This window comes from Lentibacillus kapialis (assembly GCF_014646635.1).
In the GTDB taxonomy this organism is placed as follows: Bacteria; Bacillota; Bacilli; order Bacillales; family Amphibacillaceae; genus Lentibacillus; species Lentibacillus kapialis.
This window is the reverse complement of sequence record NZ_BMNQ01000001.1, coordinates 81,995-101,218: the sequence shown is the minus strand read 5'-3', so window position 1 is coordinate 101,218 and position 19,224 is coordinate 81,995. Positions and strand designations below refer to the sequence as shown.

Here is a 19,224-nt window from a genome sequence, read left to right as displayed (position 1 = left end):
ATCTATCAAGTACTATTAATAGAATAAACTTTTTATCAAAAATAAGCAATCAGACTTTTTTCGTATTCTTTTTTTGTGCACAAGCAATCTTTTATGAACACTTGTATGCAATTTTTGCACACGTTGACAAATCGGTTTGAGTACGTGTTCGTGTACTTGTGTTCGGATTTGTGTACACTAAGAATACAATTTGTACACATGTATTCTTTTTTGTTTTCGAGGTGAATTCATACTTTCTGACGTTATTAGAAAAACTCGGTATTCGCCTCGTCTTATAGCGAATGCCGAAGCTTTTTCTTATAAGGTCATCCATCATTTATACTTTCTGACGTTATAAAAAAACGCCCCATATTGGGACGCCTACTTTATCTCGCATTTTCCTTCTTAATTTGTTTGCTTCTGAGCTGTCCGCACGCAGCATCAATATCCGCACCATTTTCCCAGCGCACACCACAATTGAGCCCATTTGCTTTTAAAGTTTCATAAAAAGCCTGAATGGTAGATGAATCACTTCGCTGGTACTGGTCATGCTCACTAACTGTGTTGTATGGAATCAAGTTCACATATGACAAATGTCGTTTATCTGCCAACAACTCAATCAGCTCATCTGCGTCTTCCTTGTGATCATTGACATCTTTCAGCATAATGTACTCATAGGTAACGCGTCGATTGACATTCTCGAGGTAGTAATCGACAGCTTTCATCAGTTTTTCAATCGGAAAGGCTCGATTGATTTTCATGATTGATGTGCGTAATTCATTATTCGGTGCATGCAATGAAATAGCAAGGTTAACTTGTGTACCAGTATCAGCCCAGTGATAAATTTTGTGGGCAAGCCCGCTCGTTGAAACGGTGATGTGCCTGGCTCCTATATTCAGCCCTGCATCATCATTAACGACATTGATGAAGTCCATCAGATTATTGAAATTATCAAATGGCTCTCCTATTCCCATAACAACTATATGGCTGACGCGCTCTTCTTTGCCCTTGGCGTCCATGTCTTTTTGAACGTTCATAATCTGTTCCACGATTTCACCGCTATCCAAGTCACGATTTTTACGAAGCAAACCGCTCGCACAGAATGAACAGCCAATATTGCATCCCACTTGCGTCGTCACACAGACCGACAAACCATAATTAAAACGCATCAACACAGTTTCAACCAGGTTACCATCTGACAATCTAAACAAATATTTAATTGTTCCATCTTCAGACTCCTGCTTGAGTTCTTCTTTTGTCGTGTGCAACACAAAATTTTCCTCCAACAGTGCAACCGTCTCTTTATTTACATTTTTCATATCTGCAAATTGCCCGATACGCTTTTTATACAGCCAGTTCCATACCTGATCAACCCGGAAGCGGCGTTGCCCGTGATTGATGAGCCAGTTCTTCAATTGCTCATATGTCAATCCATAAATGGAATTGTTGTTCATGTATATCCCTCATTTCCATACATTCCAATCATTTATTATACAATATTACGGCATGCGTAGCAATGTGGCAAATGGAACGCCATCAGGCTTTTAAAAAACTGAATGAGCATAATAATTTCTTATCCTCTGGTTAATCTCAAAATGTTTATTTCGCGTGTTAAACAGCTCGAATGTCAAGAATGGGATGAAATCACTACTGCCAAGACCAAGCACGCATTTTCCAAGAATTAATGGGCAAAATATTGGCGCTTTCTGATTTAAGCTCGTATCATCTTTGTTAAGGAGTGAGTTTAATGCAGAACAAAACATTTCATGATATTCCACTGGCTGTTCTGGATCTTGCCCCCGTTCTGGAAGGCGGCACACCAGAACAGTCATTCAAAAATAGCGTGAATTTAGCACAGCACGTAGAAAAACTCGGTTATAATCGCTACTGGCTGGCAGAGCATCATAATATGCCAGGGATTGCCAGTTCTGCTACATCTGTACTAATCGGGCATATCGCCGGGGCGACCAGTGAGATGCGTGTGGGTTCAGGCGGTGTCATGCTGCCCAACCATGCATCACTCATTATCGCTGAGCAGTTTGGAACATTGGAAACACTGTATCCCGGCCGAATTGACCTCGGACTCGGACGTGCACCGGGCACTGATCAGGCAACAGCCTATGCCCTTCGTCGCACATTGAATCAGCGCGTCGAGGATTTCCCAATGCAAGTTGAAGAGTTGGAAAACTACTTTGCCGGTACAGCCGGTGTGCACAGCGTTCCAGGTGAAGGGTTGAACATTCCAATCTGGCTGCTCGGATCCAGTGGCTTCAGTGCTCAGCTTTCATCACAAAAAGGTCTGCCGTTCTCCTTTGCAAGTCATTTTGCCCCAGATAATACGATTGCGGCGCTTAATCTGTATCGGGATAACTTCCAGCCATCTGACACACTTACTGAACCCTATGCCATGATTGGCGTCAATGTGATCGCGGCTGATACCAATGAAGAGGCAAAATACCTTGCCACTACCCAACAGCAGCAATTACTCAGCATCCGGCGCGGTCAACCGATAAAACTGCAACCGCCGATTGAAAATACAAAAGAAGCCTGGTCAGAAATGGAAAAGGCAGTCATTGAACAATCAGCTAATTCACCATACACCTTAATTGGTGACAAGGAAGTGATACGACAAGGATTGGAAAAACTACTGGAAAAAACTGAAGCAAACGAAATAATTATCAACTCACAGATTTATGACCATAAAGCCCGCATGCGCTCATATGAGATTGTCGGTGAGCTGATGAAATAATTTTTGGATCAAAAAAGCCTTGGCAACTGCCAGGCTTTTTTGCTTTCCCATGAATTATGAACTTCTGCATTTTACATGAAATCAAGCTTCAACGTTTGAAAGGTTCGGCATTCGCCTAGGAGCTTTGGACAAAAGTAGTTCTGATAAGGAAAAATCCGAACTAGTTAGAGTATATAACTCGCTACGGAAATATACTTCGCACACCTAAGGGCGGCTGGTGAACCTCCTCGTGCTGACGCACTGCGGGGTCTCACCGAGGCCTTTCCCCCCGCGGAGTCTACGTATATTTCCTCCGCTTAAGCGGATTATCGTTCGTCTTTAGCATTGTGTATCTTAATTCTGTCTAAGACTCCTAGCCTGAAAGCAAGGACCTAAGATGTTATTATAAGAGCGTGTTCAAAAAGTCCGGTAAACATGACACTTCGAATTTCTTCGTTGGCTTGCTTCTCCGCTCCTTGTAAAAGAAAAACACTTTTCCTGCGTGCGAAGCGGCTTCAGGGTAGCATTACTTGTGCTCATGTATCTAAAGGCATACACTCCGCTGCTCGAAACTGCGCCGTCTCGAACTTCTTGATCCTTTTTATCCTCCTTTTTGAACACGCACTATAAGGTCTTCCACAATTAATTCTTCCTTACGTCATAAAAAAGCCGCAATCCTGTAATCGGGACTGCGGCTTTTTTCAAAAACAGATTAGCTGCCTGCCACAACGCGGCCTGCAACATCGATAGTACGGCGCGCCTGATGTTCAACCGCACCTTTAATGTCTTCCACAATTTCACCGTTCTGAACGGCAGCGCTGGCTCCATAAGGGTTACCGCCACTTGCGAAGATTGAATCATCTGAGTAGCCCGGTGCTGCGATAATAGCACCCCAGTGCATCATAGATGTATATAGTGAAAGCAGTGTTGCTTCTTGTCCGCCGTGCGGGTTTTGTGCAGAAGTCATTCCACTGACGACTTTATTAATGGTTTTGCCTGCTCCCCATAGTCCGCCTTGCATATCAATGAAGTTCTTCATTTGGGCCGGCAAGGTTCCAAAACGGGTCGGTGCGCTGAAGATTATAGCGTCAGCCCACTCAATATCACCCGAGGTTGCTTCGGGAACGTCTTTTGTAGCTTCATAATGTTTTTTCCATAAAGGATTGGAAGCGATAGCTTCTTCCGGTGCAAGTTCCGGCACTTGAACCAGTTTCGTTTCAGCTCCAACGTCTTTTGCTGCCTTCTCAGCCCATTGTGCCATCTGATAATTGCCACCAGTTGAACTGTAATAAACAATTGCTAATTTTACGTTTGCCATGATATCTGTCTCCTTGATTGTATAATTAGTTTCTCAAAAATGCACATGCTGTCATCTAGTTTTCCCAAATTATATCGGGTGATTCTGACTATTTCACAGCTTCTATAAATCCCGTCCTTTCAAAAAAATATGTAACTAGTGTACAGTTACCTAGTTACTTTATGTAACTAATATAGCGAATTTTATCCTTTGTGTCAAATTAGTTTGCTTAAATTGCTTTTTTAAGAACAAAGGCACGGGGCATACGTTTAGCGACGTACGGATTGCGCCTGCGCGTCGCAACTGGGTCAGCGATACCGCGCATTAATTTATATTCCTGTCCATGTATGCCTTTATAATATTCAGGATACATCTCTCCCACACAATGTTCACAGCTGATTTTTTGCCAGGAACATATTTTGAATTTCAGAAACATATTCCGACGGCCTCTACCGTAACCACCCAGGTTCACGATCCAAAGAAACAAATAACGGAAAAGAGCGTCCGCCTAAACTGGATTATCCAAACCTAACGAATCCTCCTTCCGCTAAATGGACATAAATCACCCTATTTAGTGGTATCATGAATCCTCATTCCGCTATTCGGCTAAAATCAGGACAAAACTAAGACGGAAAGAGGAAATAACGGAATGAGGATCTGCTAACGTACTGGAAAAGCCTTAGTTGACGCAAATAGCGGAATGAGGAACCGCCGAGGTTGGATTTTCCGGACAGAAAAAAAATCCTCGTTCCGCTATTTGAACAAACTATAGCGAAAAAAAGCAAATAACGGAATCAGGATCTTTAATTGAACTACACATCCAAATGCCTCTTCACAGAGGACATCCTGTCAATCCCACGCCTCAGGGCGAGGACCTGACCTTACTCCGGCTACGACACTTAAAAGTTATCATGTGGATTCGGGCCACCTAGACTGCCAACAGTGGGGTACGCTAAAACACCACAGTATTGGGTATTGATAAACTCAAATTTTATAGTTTCTTATCTGGGTCAACACCAAAATCTATGATTGAAATGAATGAGTGAATATGGTAGTAAAACTAGCTAGCGGAGGAAAAACACGAAGACTCCTGTGAGAATGCGCCGTGTGAAGACCCCGCAGAAAAAGCGACCTTCTTTTTCGAGAAGGCTGAGGGCAAGCCCACGGAAAGAGACGAGCGAAACATCCACCGAATGAGCTACGAGTTGCGAGGAGTGCTGCTTCACCGAAAAACTTGCAACACGACGAGCACACTAGTGTTTTTCTGAAGCGACTGCTGACGCCAAAATGACATCTAATTTGTCAACCATAGATTTTGGTGAACAGCCTCTTATCTAAATTAAAAAATAAGCACATGGGAAAGGTTTCCCATGTGCTTATCAGGCTTTAATCCATTTTGTTTGCTAATTTCACAGCAATGTCTGCTCCGACATGTGCGTTGTGTTCTACCAGTGCAATATTGGCATCTAGACTTTTCCCACCGGTCAGTTCCTCAACTTTGGCCAGCAAAAATGGTGTTACATCTTTTCCGTTTATACTGTTTTTTTGAGCCTCAGTCAGCGCCTGATCAATAACTGCTGCGATTTCCGCTTCGTCTATAGCATGTGCTTCCGGGATTGGATTTGCAACAACCGCACCGCCAACAAGCCCGAGATCCCATTTCGTGTTCAAGGCAGCAGCCACAGTTTCCGGATCATCCGCCCGAAAGTTAACCGGAAACTCACTTGTTCGGGTATAAAAAGCCGGCAGTACATCAGTTTCATAACCAATGACCGGTACACCTTTTGTTTCAAGGTATTCCATCGTCAAGCCGAGATCAAGAATGGATTTGGCACCGGCACAAATGACCGCAACATTCGTTTTGGCCAGTTCTTCAAGATCAGCCGACACATCCATTGACGTTTCGGCTCCTCGATGCACACCGCCAATTCCGCCGGTGACGAACGTACGAATACCGGCAAGATCAGCACAAATCATCGTTGCGGCCACCGTTGTCGCACCTTTTTGCCCGGTGGCTACGAGATACGGCAAATCACGTCTGGAAACTTTTGCAGTACCTTCAGCCTGCCCGAAGTCTTCCAGTTCCGTATTACTTAAGCCGATTTTAATTTTTCCATCCAAAATGGCGATTGTTGCCGGCACTGCACCATGGTCGCGAATAATCTGCTCGACTGCACGCGCTGTCTCAACATTTCTGGGGTATGGCATCCCATGCGAAATAATTGTGGATTCAAGTGCAACAACAGGCTTCCCTTCTTCTTGTGCTTTCTTAACTTCTTCTGATAACGCTAAATATTGATTCATGACAGTTCCTCCAAATCTTTTTGTAGTTGTGATGCTGTTAACTCAGGGCGAACGGTGTAGGGGGACAGCAATGTTTTGGTCGCATTGACAACCCCGGTCCAGGCAATATCACCAGGCCCATTACCCTGGAGCCAAGCAAAGACAACCGCTGCTGAAAATGCGTCCCCCGCCCCGGTAACATCAACAATTTCTTCTGTTTTCACAGCCGAAACATGGTGTATGTCATCCGGCCCAGCACCGATAACCGCCCCGTCTTTGCCATTGGTGATAATTACATTACTGACGCCGCTCTCCAGCCATTTAGCTGCCAGATCCCGTGTTGAAAAACCGCTGTCAAAATATGCCTCAGATTCAGCCTTGTTGGTAATAACCCATGTCACCCCGTCCAAATCTTCAGGAAGGCGTGCCATTTTCGGGGCGGAGACCGTTATCAAGATAAGCGGAATCTGATGGTATCCGGCAAATTGAGATAAAAAGTCTAAGGTGTCTTTGGGACAATTTAAATCAGCCAGAATACATTTTGCCTGCAGAAGAACAGGCATGTGGATGTGCAGCCATTCTGGCGTCATCAGCTCAAATATATCCATATCAGCCAGTCCATAAACGAGGTCACCAGAACTGTCCAAAACAGCGGTATACGAGCCAGTTGACGCTTCGGTAAATTGTGTTATATTCTCAAGATTCATGTAGGGCTCAGACACCTCGGCAATGAAGTCCCAATCTTTATCTATACCGCTAACAGTCAGCAATTTGGTATCCATATCGAGCCGACCGAGATTTTCAGCGATATTACGGGCAACACCGCCGGCATTTTGCGTTGTCGTAACCGGATTGGATGTGCCCAGCTGCAAACTCTCATCAGCATAGAATTTACGATCAACATTCGCGCCACCGATACAGATGATATCCTTTTTCTCATTCAGTACATATGCCTTTCCGCGAATGTAGCCCCGTTTCATCAGCCCAGAGATCAAATTAGCAACAGAGGACCGGGAAAGTCCAAGTGCTTCCGCCAATTTCTGCTGTGAAATATATGGATCCTTTTTAATCAGCTGAAAAAGTTTTTGTTCGTTTGGATTCATATTTGCTTACCCCATTTAAACATTTGTTTTTATTTTAAACTTTTGTTTTGTGTCAGTCAAGAATTTATATGTTGAAACGTCATAGTTTAAAGATTAGACAATAATTGTTAAAGTAGATTTAAATATGATTACAAAGCGGGGTTTTAAAATGAGTAATTTAATTATTTCGCAGTTTAATACGACACACAGCGCATTTATGAATGAAATTAAAGATGTTAGCAAAGAGCAGCTGGATATCCAACCTGAAGGATTCAATAACAATATCCATTGGCATATCGGTCATGTGCTAACTGTAAACGAACAATTCCTGTTCGGTTTTCCGGATAATTCCGAACATCTTCCTGAACGCTATAAAGAGCTATTCGGGAATGGCTCCGAACCAGCGGATTGGCCTGAAGATGTGCCAAGCGCTGATGAACTTGCGGAGCAGTTGACCAGCCAATTGAAACGGATCAAGAGCATCCCGGCAGAGAAGTTTGATGAAAAGCTACCTGAAGCTGTCATGGGAGCTCAAACATTCGGTGAACTCGCAGCACTTGCAGCTTTTCACGAGGGCAACCATACCGGCCGTGTAAATGCTATGAAGAAAGTTCTTAATAAGTAATGATACAAGAAAAGCCACGCTCCCCCGGCGTGGTTTTTCTTTATGTGCGTGTTCAAAAAGGAGGATAAAAAGCATGGTATCCCTATTCTTTAAGGCACCGCCAATTCGCACTTCTGAATTACTCCAAGTTCGGCGCAAGCGACCCTCTTGTTCTCACGGTTACCACCAATTTCCCCTCAGTCATCACCGGATACCTTGAGGATACATAACAATTTCTGTGTTTCCCTAGTTTTCCATTTCGACATTTGGTAATCTTAACAGTAAGAGCACTTATAGATGATGTTCAAAAAGCCGGTGAGTTTGACGCATCGAAGTTCTTTTTAGCCCTCCTTTTTGAACATATCATTATAGATAGTTAAGGAGTTTTAGCAATGAAAAATTTAGTAATCCTTGGCGGTGGCTATGGCGGCGTTAATATCCTGCAAAACCTAATTGAGCACAATTTGCCGGAAGAGTTGCATATTACAGTGATCGACCGCAATCCATACCACTCGATCAAAACAGAGTTCTACACGATCGCAGCAGGCACATCGGCTGATAAAGATGTACGCATGGATTTTCCAGAACACGATAAAGTGAGCTATGTATTCTCTGAAATCACCAAAATTGACACTGTCGAACAACAGATTGCTTTGCAGGAAAGAAGTGAGGATGTCCCTTATGATTATTTAGTCATAGCACTGGGATGTGAAGACAACTATCATGGTGTTGAAGGAGCAGGTGAATTCACGGAAAGTGTTCAGACCTTTAACAGAGCGCGCCATGCCGGAATGGCGATCGGCAATTTGCCCGCTTATGGAAAAGCTACCATTGTCGGTGCAGGCCTGAGCGGTATTGAAGTAGCAGCTGAAACTAGAGAAAGCCGCCCCGATTTGAACATTCGGCTCCTTGACCGCGGGCAATCCGTGTTAAAAGCATTTGACTCAAAAATCCAGAACTACGTTGAGAACTGGTTTATGAAAAATGACGTTGAAATCAAACACGGCGCTAATGTTGAGTATGTCGAAAAGGACGGTGTCTGCAACAACGGCATTTGTTTCGTAAATGATATCACCCTCTGGACAGCAGGCGTCAGACCAAACTACCTGGTACGCGAATTGCCGCTCAAGCAGGACGATCAGGAAAAAATTATCGTCAATGATTTTTACCAAGTGCCCGATCAGCCGCACATCTATGTTGTCGGTGACTGTGCTTCCTCTGAACACTCCCCGAGCGCACAGCTTGCCCGTCAGCAGGGAGAGCAAATCGCCGATATTCTCGCCGCCGTTCTTAAAGATAAAAAGCCAAAAAAGCCCGGCAGACTTAAATTAAAAGGAACCCTCGGATCGCTGGGAAGCTCAGAAGGATTTGGCGAAATGATGTCACAATCAATGGTAGGTTTTATTCCGCGCCTGGCCAAATCAGGTGTGCTTTGGCTCAACAAACGTCACTAGGGGTTTTGGACAAAACTCGTTTTATTAAGGAAAAATCCGAACTAGTTAGAGCGTATACACTGCTCCGGAAATATACTTCGCCCACCTTAGGGCGGCTGGTGAGCCTCCTCGTGCTCCGCACTGCGGAGTCTCACCTATGCCTATCTTCCCGCAGGAGGCTACGTATATTTCCTCCGCTAAAACGGAGCATCAATCGTCTTTAGTATTGTATATCTTAATTCTGTCCAAGGTTCCTAGCGGAATATGATTTCGATAAATCCGGACAGCTTGTTGGATAGTACTGTCCGGACTTATTAAGTTCTATAGATGTTTGACGGCAAAATTTCACGACAACGCCCGCAGTCCGATTACCCCGATAATAATCGCCAAAAGGCTTATCATACGTGACAGATTTCTCGACTCGCCAAAAAATATCATGTTCATAGAAACCGCACCGGCTGTCCCAATACCAACCCAGACTGCATAGGCGACACTCACGGGTAAATAGGCAAACGCCTGATACAGCAATGCCACAGACGCACAAAAACCGCCGACATACATGACGCTATTATGCAAGGATTTTTGCTGACTCGCTAATTTCAGACCGATCACCCCGATCATTTCAAATATCGACGCCAATAAAATAAATAGCCATTCCATCAGTGATAACCTCCCTCTGTGTGTGTTTCCTCTTCCCGATCTGCAAGTTTCAGACCAATCACACCGGCAACCAGCAATAAGATAAATAAGACTTTCGCCATATTCAAATGACTGTCAAACAAAAAAACATCCATCAGTGCCGTCCCAGCTGTTCCCGCCGCTGCAAAAATGGCATAAACAGTTCCGGTCGGCAGTTCCTCACAAGCCTTGCGCATGCATTCCATATTGAGCCACATCACCAGTGCAATCAATCCCCAATGCCACCAGGCTGAAGCAGCATTAAATCCAAATACCCAGCACAGCTCAAGCAGGCATAAAAGCACAAGATAGATCCATGATTTATTCATTCGGAATGCCTCCTTACATAATGACTGATAATCAGTCATTATGTGTTAAATTTTATGAGGACACGGCACCGGGTTAAATCCCCAGTGCATGCCCGGCAAAATCCAACACTTCTTTCTTCTTCAACGCAGCTTTGCTATCATCTTGATGGCTGTACATATACGTTTGTTCTGCCGCATCTTCAATCAACCCGATTAGAATTTCAGCTGTCCGTTTGGGATTCAGTGAATCACGGATGACGCCATCCGCTTTTGCCTGTTCAAGCTGATCGCTGAACCATGCATAATAGGATTCATAAATCGTTACCCATTCGAGCATATATTCCGTCGATGCCAGTCCCGCATAAATCAATGCGAACACATCCCGGTACTCCTTTGTCAAATCAAACACGATATCAACGACTATTTCCAGCTTCCGGTCAAACGGCAGATCGTCATGCACATTTTCCTGTACTTCCGCTAATATCTTATCGGTCATCACTTCCGCAATCGAAAGCATGACCGCTAACTTCGATGAAAAGTATAAATAAAAAGTACCCTGCGCGATTCCGGCACCTTTCACGATGTCCGACACCGTCGCTTTATCTATGCCTTTTTCACGAAAAACATTAATTGCCGATTGAATAATGGCTTCTTTTTTATTATCCACGAATACATCCTCCATATGACTGACTATCATTCATTTTACTTGAAAACGGCGTGTTTTGTCAACCCGTAACAGGGTCTAGAATAGCTTACTTTGTATGCCTTGATACATATTATTTCTGATTTTTCCCGCATCATGCTATAATTAAAGAGAAACTCACATGTATCTATCCTCTTTTGAACTTTTCTTCCAATAAACACACTTCTACGTTGAAACAGATCGCCAAACACCTTGGGGGTTTTTATGGGCAATATTAAAGATACTGTTTTTGAAGTCATTAATTCCATATTACCGATTGCACTTGTGATAACGGTATTGCAATTCACCATTATCTGGTTGCCCGTGGAAGCGTTTGTGCAATTTTTGATTGGTGTCCTGTTTGTTGGTATTGGCCTCATTCTCTTTCTTCTGGGTGTTAATGTCGGACTGCTTCCTGTCGGTGAGATGGTCGGATCAGCTTTATCCAAAACCAAAAAACTGTGGGTTATTGTACTGTTCGGCTTCCTGCTCGGACTGGTCGTAACATTTGCTGAACCTGATGTCCGTGTTCTTTCCTCGCAAATTGATGATGTCTCCGGGGGAGCCATTCCCCAGGGCACCCTTATCATATCAGTCGCAATTGGTGTAGGCATTTTTGTGGCGTTGGCCATGTTCCGAATTGTGTTCAACATCAGCATTGTTTACTTGCTGGCAGGCGGTTATGCCCTGATTTTTTTGGTGGCCGCCTTTGCGCCATCCAGCTTTGTCCCGATTTCGTTTGATGCAGGCGGTGTCACAACAGGACCGCTGACAGTGCCATTCATCCTCGCTTTGGGAGTCGGTGTTGCGACAGTTATAAGAGGTAAAACAGCCTCCAGTGATGGATTCGGTCTTGTCGGGCTTGCCTCAATCGGCCCCATTTTATCAGTGCTGATTCTGGGAGTGATTTACGGATGAAACTGGAAATATTTGAGGGGTTTGCCCAAACTATGCAGGAGGTAGCCATCGCACTACTGCCCCTGGCTGTTTTGTTTGCTGTTTTCCACTTTGTTTTTCTAAAACTACCGATACGAAAATTGTTGGACATCGGCATCGGATTCATTCTGGCATTCTTTGGACTTGCTTTCTTTCTGCAAGGAGTACATATCGGTTTTATGCCTTTTGGAGAACAAATGGGACATGTTCTGGGCAGCTTACCATATAAATGGGTTTTAATTCCCATTGGTTTCGTCATTGGTTTTTTTGCCATCTATGCTGAACCCGCTGTGGCCGTTATGGTTGAGCAGGCCGAAAGAGTATCCGGCGGTTATATTCCGGAGAAATTGCTGCTGTACACACTATCGGTCGGTGTCGGTATCTCGGTTTCCCTCTCGATGATTCGACTGATTTATGGATTTTCCCTATGGTATTTTATCATTCCGGGTTATATAATAGCCTTTGTAATGATACGCTATTCACCAAAGACGTTTACAACAATCGCATTCGACTCCGGCGGGGTTTCATCCGGGCCTATGACAGCAACATTCATTTTAGCCATGTTCACTGGTATCGCAGGGCAAATTGAAGGTCGGGATGCGCTGCTTGATGGATTTGGAATGGTTGCAATGGTTGCACTGGCTCCTATATTATCAGTATTAACACTTGGTATTCTGTTCAGCAGAAAGGAGAAAAGTCAGTATGTCAGTGAAGATTCAAGGGCAAAAGCTCATCATCACAATCGTTAAAAAAGATAAGGCTAAAAAGGCTGTGCAGGCTTCACGCAATGCTGGAGCGCAAGGCGGAACCACACTGCTCGGCGAAGGAATCCGGCTTAATGAAAAGATGCGGATTCTAGGTATACCGGTAGAGCGTGAAAGAGCCGTCATACTGACACTCGTATCCGATGAGATTTTTGATGATGTAAAACACGCCATCATCGATTCGGTTCAGCTGAATAAACCAAGACAGGGCATCGGATTTGTGATCGATACGAAAAAAATTGCCGGAATCAACCATTTGCTCGGATGGAATGGTGAAGAAGGTGATGCACTTGATGAGGAAGGTGTTGATACCATGAAGAAAGACCAGGAAGTTCTATATGATTTAATCATCACCATCGTTAACAGGGGTGATTCGGAAAAAGTTGTGGATGCCACCAGAAAAGCCGGGGCAGAAGGTGGAACCATTCTGCATGGGCGCGGTACCGGCGTTCACGAAAAAGCCAAACTGTTCAACATTATGATCGAACCTGAGAAAGAAATGGTATTAACGCTCATCGATAAAGAAAAGACACAGGAAGTTCTCAGAACTATCAATGAAGATGCTGAGTTAAAAAAACCAGGCAAAGGAATCGCTTTTGTGCTGGATGTTGAAAGCACAGTCGGCATCAGCCGGGATATGAATGAGAAAGTCCGTGAAGAGTTTAAAAAACAAAAGAAAAAGAAGAAGGAAAAGTGATCGCTTTTACGTCTTCTTCTATCCCCATGTCTTATTTTACTGACACGTCAATTATTTTATAGTGATACCAAAACCGGCGTTTTTTCAATAACATATCTAATTCCGGTGATTCACTCATTCATCTGCTGTGTGAATGAGGCTGGCATAACAGCTGCTGTCACCACAGCCTTTGCACATACCGTATTACCTGCATAGACTTCTGTATGTATATTGAATTTCTTTGGGTGTACTTCTTCCGGTGTTCCTATAGCTTTGAGCGAAGTGCCTTTCGGTGTCGGCTTAAGAAAATCGATATTTAAAGATGCCGTTACAAACCGCGGCGGTTCCTGACCGCTCCCCGGCTTATACCCGTTTTTTCGGTGAAGCGCAAGTGACGCTGACCCCGTCCCGTGGCAGTCAATCAGTGATGCAATCAAACCTCCATACACAAAGCCGGGAATGGCCGTATGCTTCGATTTCGGTGTGTAGATGGTCACCGTGTAGTCACCATCCCATCCTGTACGAAAATGATAGCCCTCATGATTAAGCCGGCCACAACCGTAACAATGTGAAAAATCATCCGGATAATCATCCTGTATCGCATATTTTACCTGTTCAGTCATTTTGTGAAGCCTCCTTTCATTTCATTATATCATGAAGGCGATTACTCTTTTAGTGCATATCCATGTTCTTGTTGCATGATTCAGGCTGACCATTATATAAAATGTTGCGCGGCCCTGGTATGAGCCGCGCGAATTAAAAATAGTCGCTAGGCGGAACGCGGTTCTTTCAGACTCACTATTTGTTTTTAAGCTGATTCAGCAATTTTTCATAAATAGATTGAAATTGTCGAATTTCTTCATTGGTCAAAGTTTCAAATACTTCTTTACGCAGTTTCTGCCCTGTCTTTTGTGCATCTTGAAGTGCACGTTCTCCCTCATCGGTGATAACCAGCATGACTCTCCGCCGGTCCTTATCATCAAATTCACGAACGGCATAGCCCTCTTCAATCAGCTTATTTGCAATATTCGTCATGGCTCCCGGCGTATAACTGAGCTCCTTTGCAATCGCGGTTGATTTTTGCGGCCCCTTCTGATTTAGCTCTGCCAGAACGAGGATAGATGAAATCCCAATATTATGCTCATAGACGTTGTTAAAATGGATAATCGATTCATTGGTAAATAATTCAACTGTACGGATTAATTTAAAAATATTTTCATTCATCATGTCACCTTTAAAATTTGACAGACCCACCATCAACATTAATGGTCTGACCGGTTATATAATTGGAATCATCACTTGCCAGGAACACTGCTGCAGGTCCAATGTCCTCTTCCAGCTCACCGAATCGTTGCATTGGAATATTGGAAACAACCTCCTGATAATATTCCGGTTGTTCCTTTGCCCATTGTTGCACACCAGGTGAATTGGCAATAGGCGCTATTAAATTCACGTTAATACCGTCTTTACCAAATTCATTGGCTGCAACTCTTGTCATACCACGTATTGCTTCTTTTGCTGCAGCATATGCCGCTTGCTTGGCATGTCCCTGAATACCGGCACCGGATGCAAAATTTATGATACTGCCGTTCGTTTCCTTCAAGTGCGGTATGGCTGCCTGCATCAAATAAAATGTCGGATAAAAACCGGTATCAAAAGACAAATCCAGGTCCTCTCGTGTTGTTTCCACAAAAGGTTTATTTTTTGACGCATGTGCATTATTGACGAGAATGTTCAGTTTACCATGCTGCGCGACAACCTGATCGACTATACGTTTCAATTTATCATGCTCAGCCAAATTCGCCTGAATGAACATAGATTCTGGTTGGTACTGTTGCAATTCTTTGACAGCTTCATTTCCAGTCTCTTCATTCAGATCCACGATGACCACCTTAGCACCTTCTTTTACAAAGGCCATCGCCATACCTTTACCAATACCGCCTGCCCCGCCGGTAATAATGGCGACTTTATCTTTTAATTTATCCATAATCATCACTCCTTGTCTATACATTTATTTTAACATTAAAATATTTAACGACAAACAATAATGCACATAGGAAATGTACAAACCGCTTCATTTAATTAATGTCATGTAATGCAGTCTTTTTAAATATTATGTGATGATCAAACAGGGGTTTTTTTCTACAAATAAACGCTATGGGTAAATTCAAAATAACTTTAAATAACTATAATTAATGGACTATCACTCATTCTGCACGGTATAATAAGGGAAGAAGGTTATTTGAAAGGAATTTGTTTATGTCTAAAAATGACACGCGTTCTAAAATTCTCAAAGCGGCGGCATATATCGTTCAATCAGATGGCATATTAAACTTAACACTCGAAGCTGCAGCAGAGCAAGCCGGTGTGAGTAAGGGAGGGTTATTATATCATTTTCCGTCCAAAGATGCCTTAGTCGCCGGTATGGTACAAGACCCCATGCAAAGTTATATAGATAATATCGAAAAAAATGTTGATCAGGATACATTACAGCATGAGAGAGGAAAATGGACACGCTCGTTCATCAAAGGAACATTCGAGCAAAGAAATCCCGATAAACATATGGACGCTGGGTTAATGGCGGCAGCCGCAATCAATCGCGATTTACTGAAGCCTGTTCAAGATGCTTATGAACAATGGCAGCATCATATTGACGACGATGGCCTCGATCCCATTAACGCTACTATTTTAAGACTGGCCGTGGATGGTCTTTGGTTTTCCGAAATTTTTGAGTTGGCTCCATTAGAAGATAATCGCCGTCAACGTGTTCTAGAAAGACTCATTCAGTTAACAAAGGAGAAATGAACATAACTATTATTTAGAAAACTCGGCATTCGCCTCGTCTTATAGCGAATGCCGTAGCTTATAAGGTCATCCATCATTTATACTTTCTGACGTTACAAAAAATCTAAACGGCCTTAACCCTTCTTAGTACAGGGTCAAGGCCGTTTATCATAATTTTAATATTTCACTGTCTACTTAACTGGGGTCGTCCTGAAATAAGGGCTTTCGTGTTTTGATGGTGCCAGCGATTACCTTGGCTCGGCTGGTAGCTCCGTACCGAGCCAATCGCGATAAAACGTCTCTAGGTACGGCAAGAAGTCAAATACGATCGGGTATCCCGGCGCAGCTGCCTCCACTTCCAACAGCGTGGCACAACCCGGACAAATAAACTCGCGGATTTCCATCCAGTCCGGATCATAGCTATGACGTCCAGGATAGATTTCAGCAATCTCTTCTTCTTCATCCCGAACATTGATCACAGCATTTAACTTCCAGTTGTTGGTGTAATGCCCAAACTCATGACCGCAGCCACATTTGACAACGCGCTCGCCTTGAGGCTCACTTTTCTTAGCAACAATATACAAATGCTCACCAATCGGCAACAAGATCTGGTCGTTAAATTTCACCCGTTCTTGCAGAATATCGATGTACTTAAAAAACCGGTCGTCATCTTTATACTGACTCATAATTGATTTCGTCGACTGCCAAGGCAGCGTACCGTCAATTAAGTCACGAATTATTTCCTTATCATAGCTTGCCATCGTTATCACTCCTCACATTGTAAAGTTTTCCGGCAGCTGCCAGAATTCACGGAACTCATTGGCAAATTGGCTGGAAATGCTCATTGTGTCCTGATACATTTTATGCACTTCGGTAACAAAGTCCTTTTCCAACACACGCTCGCGCTCGGATGCAATCCAATCCTTAACATGCATTGCCTTATTTAACCGGTTGTTCCGGACTTCTTTGCGCCGGGCTTCGGTTGCTTCTGAGTTGACACGCCATGCGTTACGCTCCTCGTCATGCTCAAGCACTACAGCATGAGTTCGTTGGGCAATTTCCGGCGTCACATAGCCGTTCTCCACATCCCTGACAATATCCAGCGGATCCCGTTCAATGGGGTCGCCATAGCCGCCTCCCCCATTGTATGAATGTGCAAACAGATCCCCGGCTTTCAATGGTTTGTCTATATGCGGACCTTCAACTTCTTTCTTCTCACCTTCAACCAGCCGATCAAAATCGGACGTGTATGGGTCTTTACCCAACGTGTGAGGTAACGGTTTCTGTTCTCCAATCAACTGTTGAATATTGCTGTCTCGCACAGTGAAATGCCTGTGTGCCGTCGGTGCCGGATAACCACCGCACATGCCGGCGTTGTCATACACACGACTTGAATGTTCGGACGTAGCTATCGTCACTTCGTCTGTATTGTGCACGAGCCAAAGTGAAGTGAATGCCGTACCGCCGCGGTTACTGCCGGGGCCGCCCGAATCAGCCGCAATGCTTCGCCCTAAGTAGAGCATCGGTATACCCTGCTCCCAAACTTCCATATTGCCCATGTCAGATTCGGGATTCCAACCAACATAGCCATTATCGATCCCGTCTTTTATACCAAGGGCGCCACTTCCGGCTGCGGAGCACTCAAACATAGCCATACCAAACTGGCTGCCGTACTGGCTTTGACCACCCATTTCTACCATTGGACTGTTGACCTGACCAACAAACGCTTCTTCTTTGAATCCCCGGCTTACAAAACCTCGGCTGAGCAACCGCTGAAAGATGCCAAAGGCCGGTAACAGCAGTGCCCAGGACGTAGCCGTTGCCACGGTATGGCGGTCTGGGTTGGTCCATGTTCCCGACGGTAAATTCATATCTGTAGCGAGCCAGGCGCCGTCGTTCACCTTGCCTTCAAAGTTCATAGACTGAGTTAGGGTAACGAACAATCCGCCGTCCATACCAGCTGGCGTACAATTCATCGAATGATAGCCCCAAGAGCCGGTGCCTTCAAAATCCAAATGCATGTGGCCATCGCCGCCCACATCTAATTCAAGCGGGATGGAATACAGCAAGTTTTCATCCCCTAAAGGTAAGATTCCAGGTTTACCTTCAGTCAGGTGGCCATAAAACGTATGTCCTCTGTAACGACCGGGCACCATTAGCTGTTGCACCTTCGAAAGCTGAGCGCGGCGACCTTCTTCAATGAATTCACGGGTAGCCCGCTTGTAGTAATCCAAACCGACATCATCAATAAGCTCTTTCACCTGATCCCGCAATTCCAGGTTAGCTGCTAATTTTGCTTTATCGTCAAACATCCAGTAGATTGGCATACGGAGGTTCCGTTCCAATCGAATCAGATAGTCCCGACGTAGTTCGTCTTTCTCACCCACTTTTTCGGCACAAACGAACAAGCCTTCAGTAAAACGTTCTTGAGCCAAGTATACGTCACCACCTGGTGTGATGCCGCCGACCTCCAATTCATGAGCGACTGTGCCGGCCCAGCCGACGAGTTCGTCATTATGGAAAATCGGTATGACAACCATTACGTCTGGTACTTGTACAGTTCCAATAAAAGCGTCATTGTTGGCGAATACATCGCCAGGACAAATGCCAGGCGAATCCTCGTAACCATTTTGAATCATCCATTTAATAAACCGGCTCATCGTATGTACGTGAACCATAATTCCGGTGGAAAGGCTAATGGCGTCACCTTCAGGAGTGTATAACGCTACAACCATTTCCCCTACCTCACGCACACCGGGAGAAGCTGAAATGCTTCTGGCCATCTCCCGCGCTGCTATCGACATGGACCGAAGCTTTGTGTGCAGGCTTTCATAGCGCAGAGGATCTTCCTCACGGTATTTTAGCTCCGTTATACCGGCATAACAGCCTGTTTCTTGGAATTTACGATCGTTCTCGAGTAATTGCTCCTTAAGCCCTATGGCTTTGTTTTCTACTGCATCATTCATAAGGATCCTCCTTTTTTAGATTGA

The 19,224-nt window shown here is 44.3% G+C and carries 19 protein-coding genes; 7 read left to right on the top strand and 12 right to left on the bottom strand.

Annotated elements, in window-relative coordinates:
• Nucleotides 1–365: 365 nt before the first annotated feature.
• The gene (gene rlmN, locus IEW67_RS00500; RefSeq protein WP_188631091.1) at nucleotides 366–1,433 is read right to left on the bottom strand and encodes a dual-specificity RNA methyltransferase RlmN; all 1,068 of its coding nucleotides are present in this window, start codon (nucleotides 1,431–1,433) and stop codon (nucleotides 366–368) included.
• Between the two features lie 293 nt (nucleotides 1,434–1,726).
• Here rlmN and IEW67_RS00495 point away from each other — a divergent pair, with 293 nt between their 5' ends.
• Nucleotides 1,727–2,728, top strand: coding sequence for an LLM class flavin-dependent oxidoreductase (locus tag IEW67_RS00495; protein WP_188631090.1), 1,002 nt, complete (start codon nucleotides 1,727–1,729; stop codon nucleotides 2,726–2,728).
• 691 nt (nucleotides 2,729–3,419) lie between these two features.
• Here IEW67_RS00495 and wrbA read toward each other — a convergent pair.
• The 3 genes from wrbA to IEW67_RS00480 all read right to left on the bottom strand — a co-directional run bounded on the left by wrbA (nucleotide 3,420) and on the right by IEW67_RS00480 (nucleotide 7,390).
• Complete coding sequence (wrbA, locus tag IEW67_RS00490; RefSeq protein WP_188631089.1) at nucleotides 3,420–4,025, bottom strand: NAD(P)H:quinone oxidoreductase type IV; 606 nt, start codon at nucleotides 4,023–4,025, stop codon at nucleotides 3,420–3,422.
• Nucleotides 4,026–5,390: 1,365 nt separating this feature from the next.
• Complete coding sequence (locus IEW67_RS00485; protein WP_188631088.1) at nucleotides 5,391–6,308, bottom strand: pseudouridine-5'-phosphate glycosidase; 918 nt, start codon at nucleotides 6,306–6,308, stop codon at nucleotides 5,391–5,393.
• Nucleotides 6,305–7,390, bottom strand: coding sequence for a carbohydrate kinase (locus tag IEW67_RS00480; RefSeq protein WP_188631087.1), 1,086 nt, complete (start codon nucleotides 7,388–7,390; stop codon nucleotides 6,305–6,307). The genes IEW67_RS00485 and IEW67_RS00480 overlap by 4 nt, the downstream gene beginning before the upstream one ends.
• 148 nt (nucleotides 7,391–7,538) lie before the next feature.
• On the opposite strand from IEW67_RS00480, the gene IEW67_RS00475 reads away from it, so the two are divergent.
• The gene (locus IEW67_RS00475; protein ID WP_188631086.1) at nucleotides 7,539–7,994 is read left to right on the top strand and encodes a DinB family protein; all 456 of its coding nucleotides are present in this window, start codon (nucleotides 7,539–7,541) and stop codon (nucleotides 7,992–7,994) included.
• A gap of 371 nt (nucleotides 7,995–8,365) precedes the next feature.
• The gene (locus tag IEW67_RS00470; RefSeq protein ID WP_188631085.1) at nucleotides 8,366–9,427 is read left to right on the top strand and encodes an NAD(P)/FAD-dependent oxidoreductase; all 1,062 of its coding nucleotides are present in this window, start codon (nucleotides 8,366–8,368) and stop codon (nucleotides 9,425–9,427) included.
• 324 nt (nucleotides 9,428–9,751) lie between these two features.
• Here IEW67_RS00470 and IEW67_RS00465 read toward each other — a convergent pair whose 3' ends face one another.
• The 3 genes from IEW67_RS00465 to IEW67_RS00455 form a co-directional block, all read right to left on the bottom strand.
• The gene (locus tag IEW67_RS00465; RefSeq protein ID WP_188631084.1) at nucleotides 9,752–10,066 is read right to left on the bottom strand and encodes a DMT family transporter; all 315 of its coding nucleotides are present in this window, start codon (nucleotides 10,064–10,066) and stop codon (nucleotides 9,752–9,754) included.
• Nucleotides 10,066–10,413, bottom strand: a complete 348-nt coding sequence (locus IEW67_RS00460; RefSeq protein WP_188631083.1) for a DMT family transporter — start codon at nucleotides 10,411–10,413, stop codon at nucleotides 10,066–10,068. Before IEW67_RS00460 ends, IEW67_RS00465 begins: the two co-directional genes overlap by 1 nt.
• Nucleotides 10,414–10,486: 73 nt before the next feature.
• Nucleotides 10,487–11,059, bottom strand: a complete 573-nt coding sequence (locus IEW67_RS00455; protein WP_188631082.1) for a TetR/AcrR family transcriptional regulator — start codon at nucleotides 11,057–11,059, stop codon at nucleotides 10,487–10,489.
• Between the two features lie 240 nt (nucleotides 11,060–11,299).
• Here IEW67_RS00455 and IEW67_RS00450 point away from each other — a divergent pair, with 240 nt between their 5' ends.
• The 3 genes from IEW67_RS00450 to IEW67_RS00440 are packed head-to-tail and all read left to right on the top strand — an operon-like array spanning nucleotide 11,300 to nucleotide 13,471.
• A complete protein-coding gene (locus IEW67_RS00450; RefSeq protein WP_188631081.1) occupies nucleotides 11,300–11,992 on the top strand; it encodes a DUF1538 domain-containing protein in 693 nt (230 codons plus the stop codon).
• Nucleotides 11,989–12,759 (top strand): DUF1538 domain-containing protein, encoded by a 771-nt coding sequence (locus IEW67_RS00445; protein WP_188631080.1) that lies wholly within the window; start codon nucleotides 11,989–11,991, stop codon nucleotides 12,757–12,759. Before IEW67_RS00450 ends, IEW67_RS00445 begins: the two co-directional genes overlap by 4 nt.
• Nucleotides 12,713–13,471 carry a P-II family nitrogen regulator gene (locus IEW67_RS00440; protein WP_188631079.1) on the top strand — a complete coding sequence of 253 codons (759 nt, stop codon included), beginning with the start codon at nucleotides 12,713–12,715 and terminating at the stop codon, nucleotides 13,469–13,471. Before IEW67_RS00445 ends, IEW67_RS00440 begins: the two co-directional genes overlap by 47 nt.
• A 110-nt stretch (nucleotides 13,472–13,581) precedes the next feature.
• Here the strand turns inward: IEW67_RS00440 and IEW67_RS00435 are convergent, their stop codons facing one another.
• The 3 genes from IEW67_RS00435 to IEW67_RS00425 form a co-directional block, all read right to left on the bottom strand.
• Nucleotides 13,582–14,073: a PaaI family thioesterase gene (locus IEW67_RS00435; protein ID WP_188631078.1), complete on the bottom strand. Its 492-nt coding sequence runs from the start codon at nucleotides 14,071–14,073 to the stop codon at nucleotides 13,582–13,584.
• A 175-nt stretch (nucleotides 14,074–14,248) separates the two neighbouring features.
• Nucleotides 14,249–14,677, bottom strand: coding sequence for a MarR family winged helix-turn-helix transcriptional regulator (locus IEW67_RS00430; RefSeq protein WP_229671629.1), 429 nt, complete (start codon nucleotides 14,675–14,677; stop codon nucleotides 14,249–14,251).
• Between the two features lie 7 nt (nucleotides 14,678–14,684).
• The gene (locus tag IEW67_RS00425) at nucleotides 14,685–15,437 is read right to left on the bottom strand and encodes an SDR family NAD(P)-dependent oxidoreductase (RefSeq protein ID WP_188631077.1); all 753 of its coding nucleotides are present in this window, start codon (nucleotides 15,435–15,437) and stop codon (nucleotides 14,685–14,687) included.
• Between the two features lie 272 nt (nucleotides 15,438–15,709).
• Here IEW67_RS00425 and IEW67_RS00420 point away from each other — a divergent pair, with 272 nt between their 5' ends.
• Entirely contained in the window at nucleotides 15,710–16,255 is a 546-nt protein-coding gene (locus IEW67_RS00420; RefSeq protein ID WP_188631076.1) for a TetR/AcrR family transcriptional regulator, read from the top strand.
• Nucleotides 16,256–16,482: 227 nt separating this feature from the next.
• Here the strand turns inward: IEW67_RS00420 and IEW67_RS00415 are convergent, their stop codons facing one another.
• Both IEW67_RS00415 and IEW67_RS00410 read right to left on the bottom strand, forming a co-directional pair.
• A complete protein-coding gene (locus IEW67_RS00415; protein WP_188631075.1) occupies nucleotides 16,483–16,995 on the bottom strand; it encodes an acetone carboxylase subunit gamma in 513 nt (170 codons plus the stop codon).
• 12 nt (nucleotides 16,996–17,007) lie between these two features.
• On the bottom strand, nucleotides 17,008–19,200 hold the full coding sequence (locus tag IEW67_RS00410; RefSeq protein WP_188631074.1) for a hydantoinase B/oxoprolinase family protein: 2,193 nt from the start codon (nucleotides 19,198–19,200) through the stop codon (nucleotides 17,008–17,010).
• Nucleotides 19,201–19,224 lie beyond the last annotated feature (24 nt).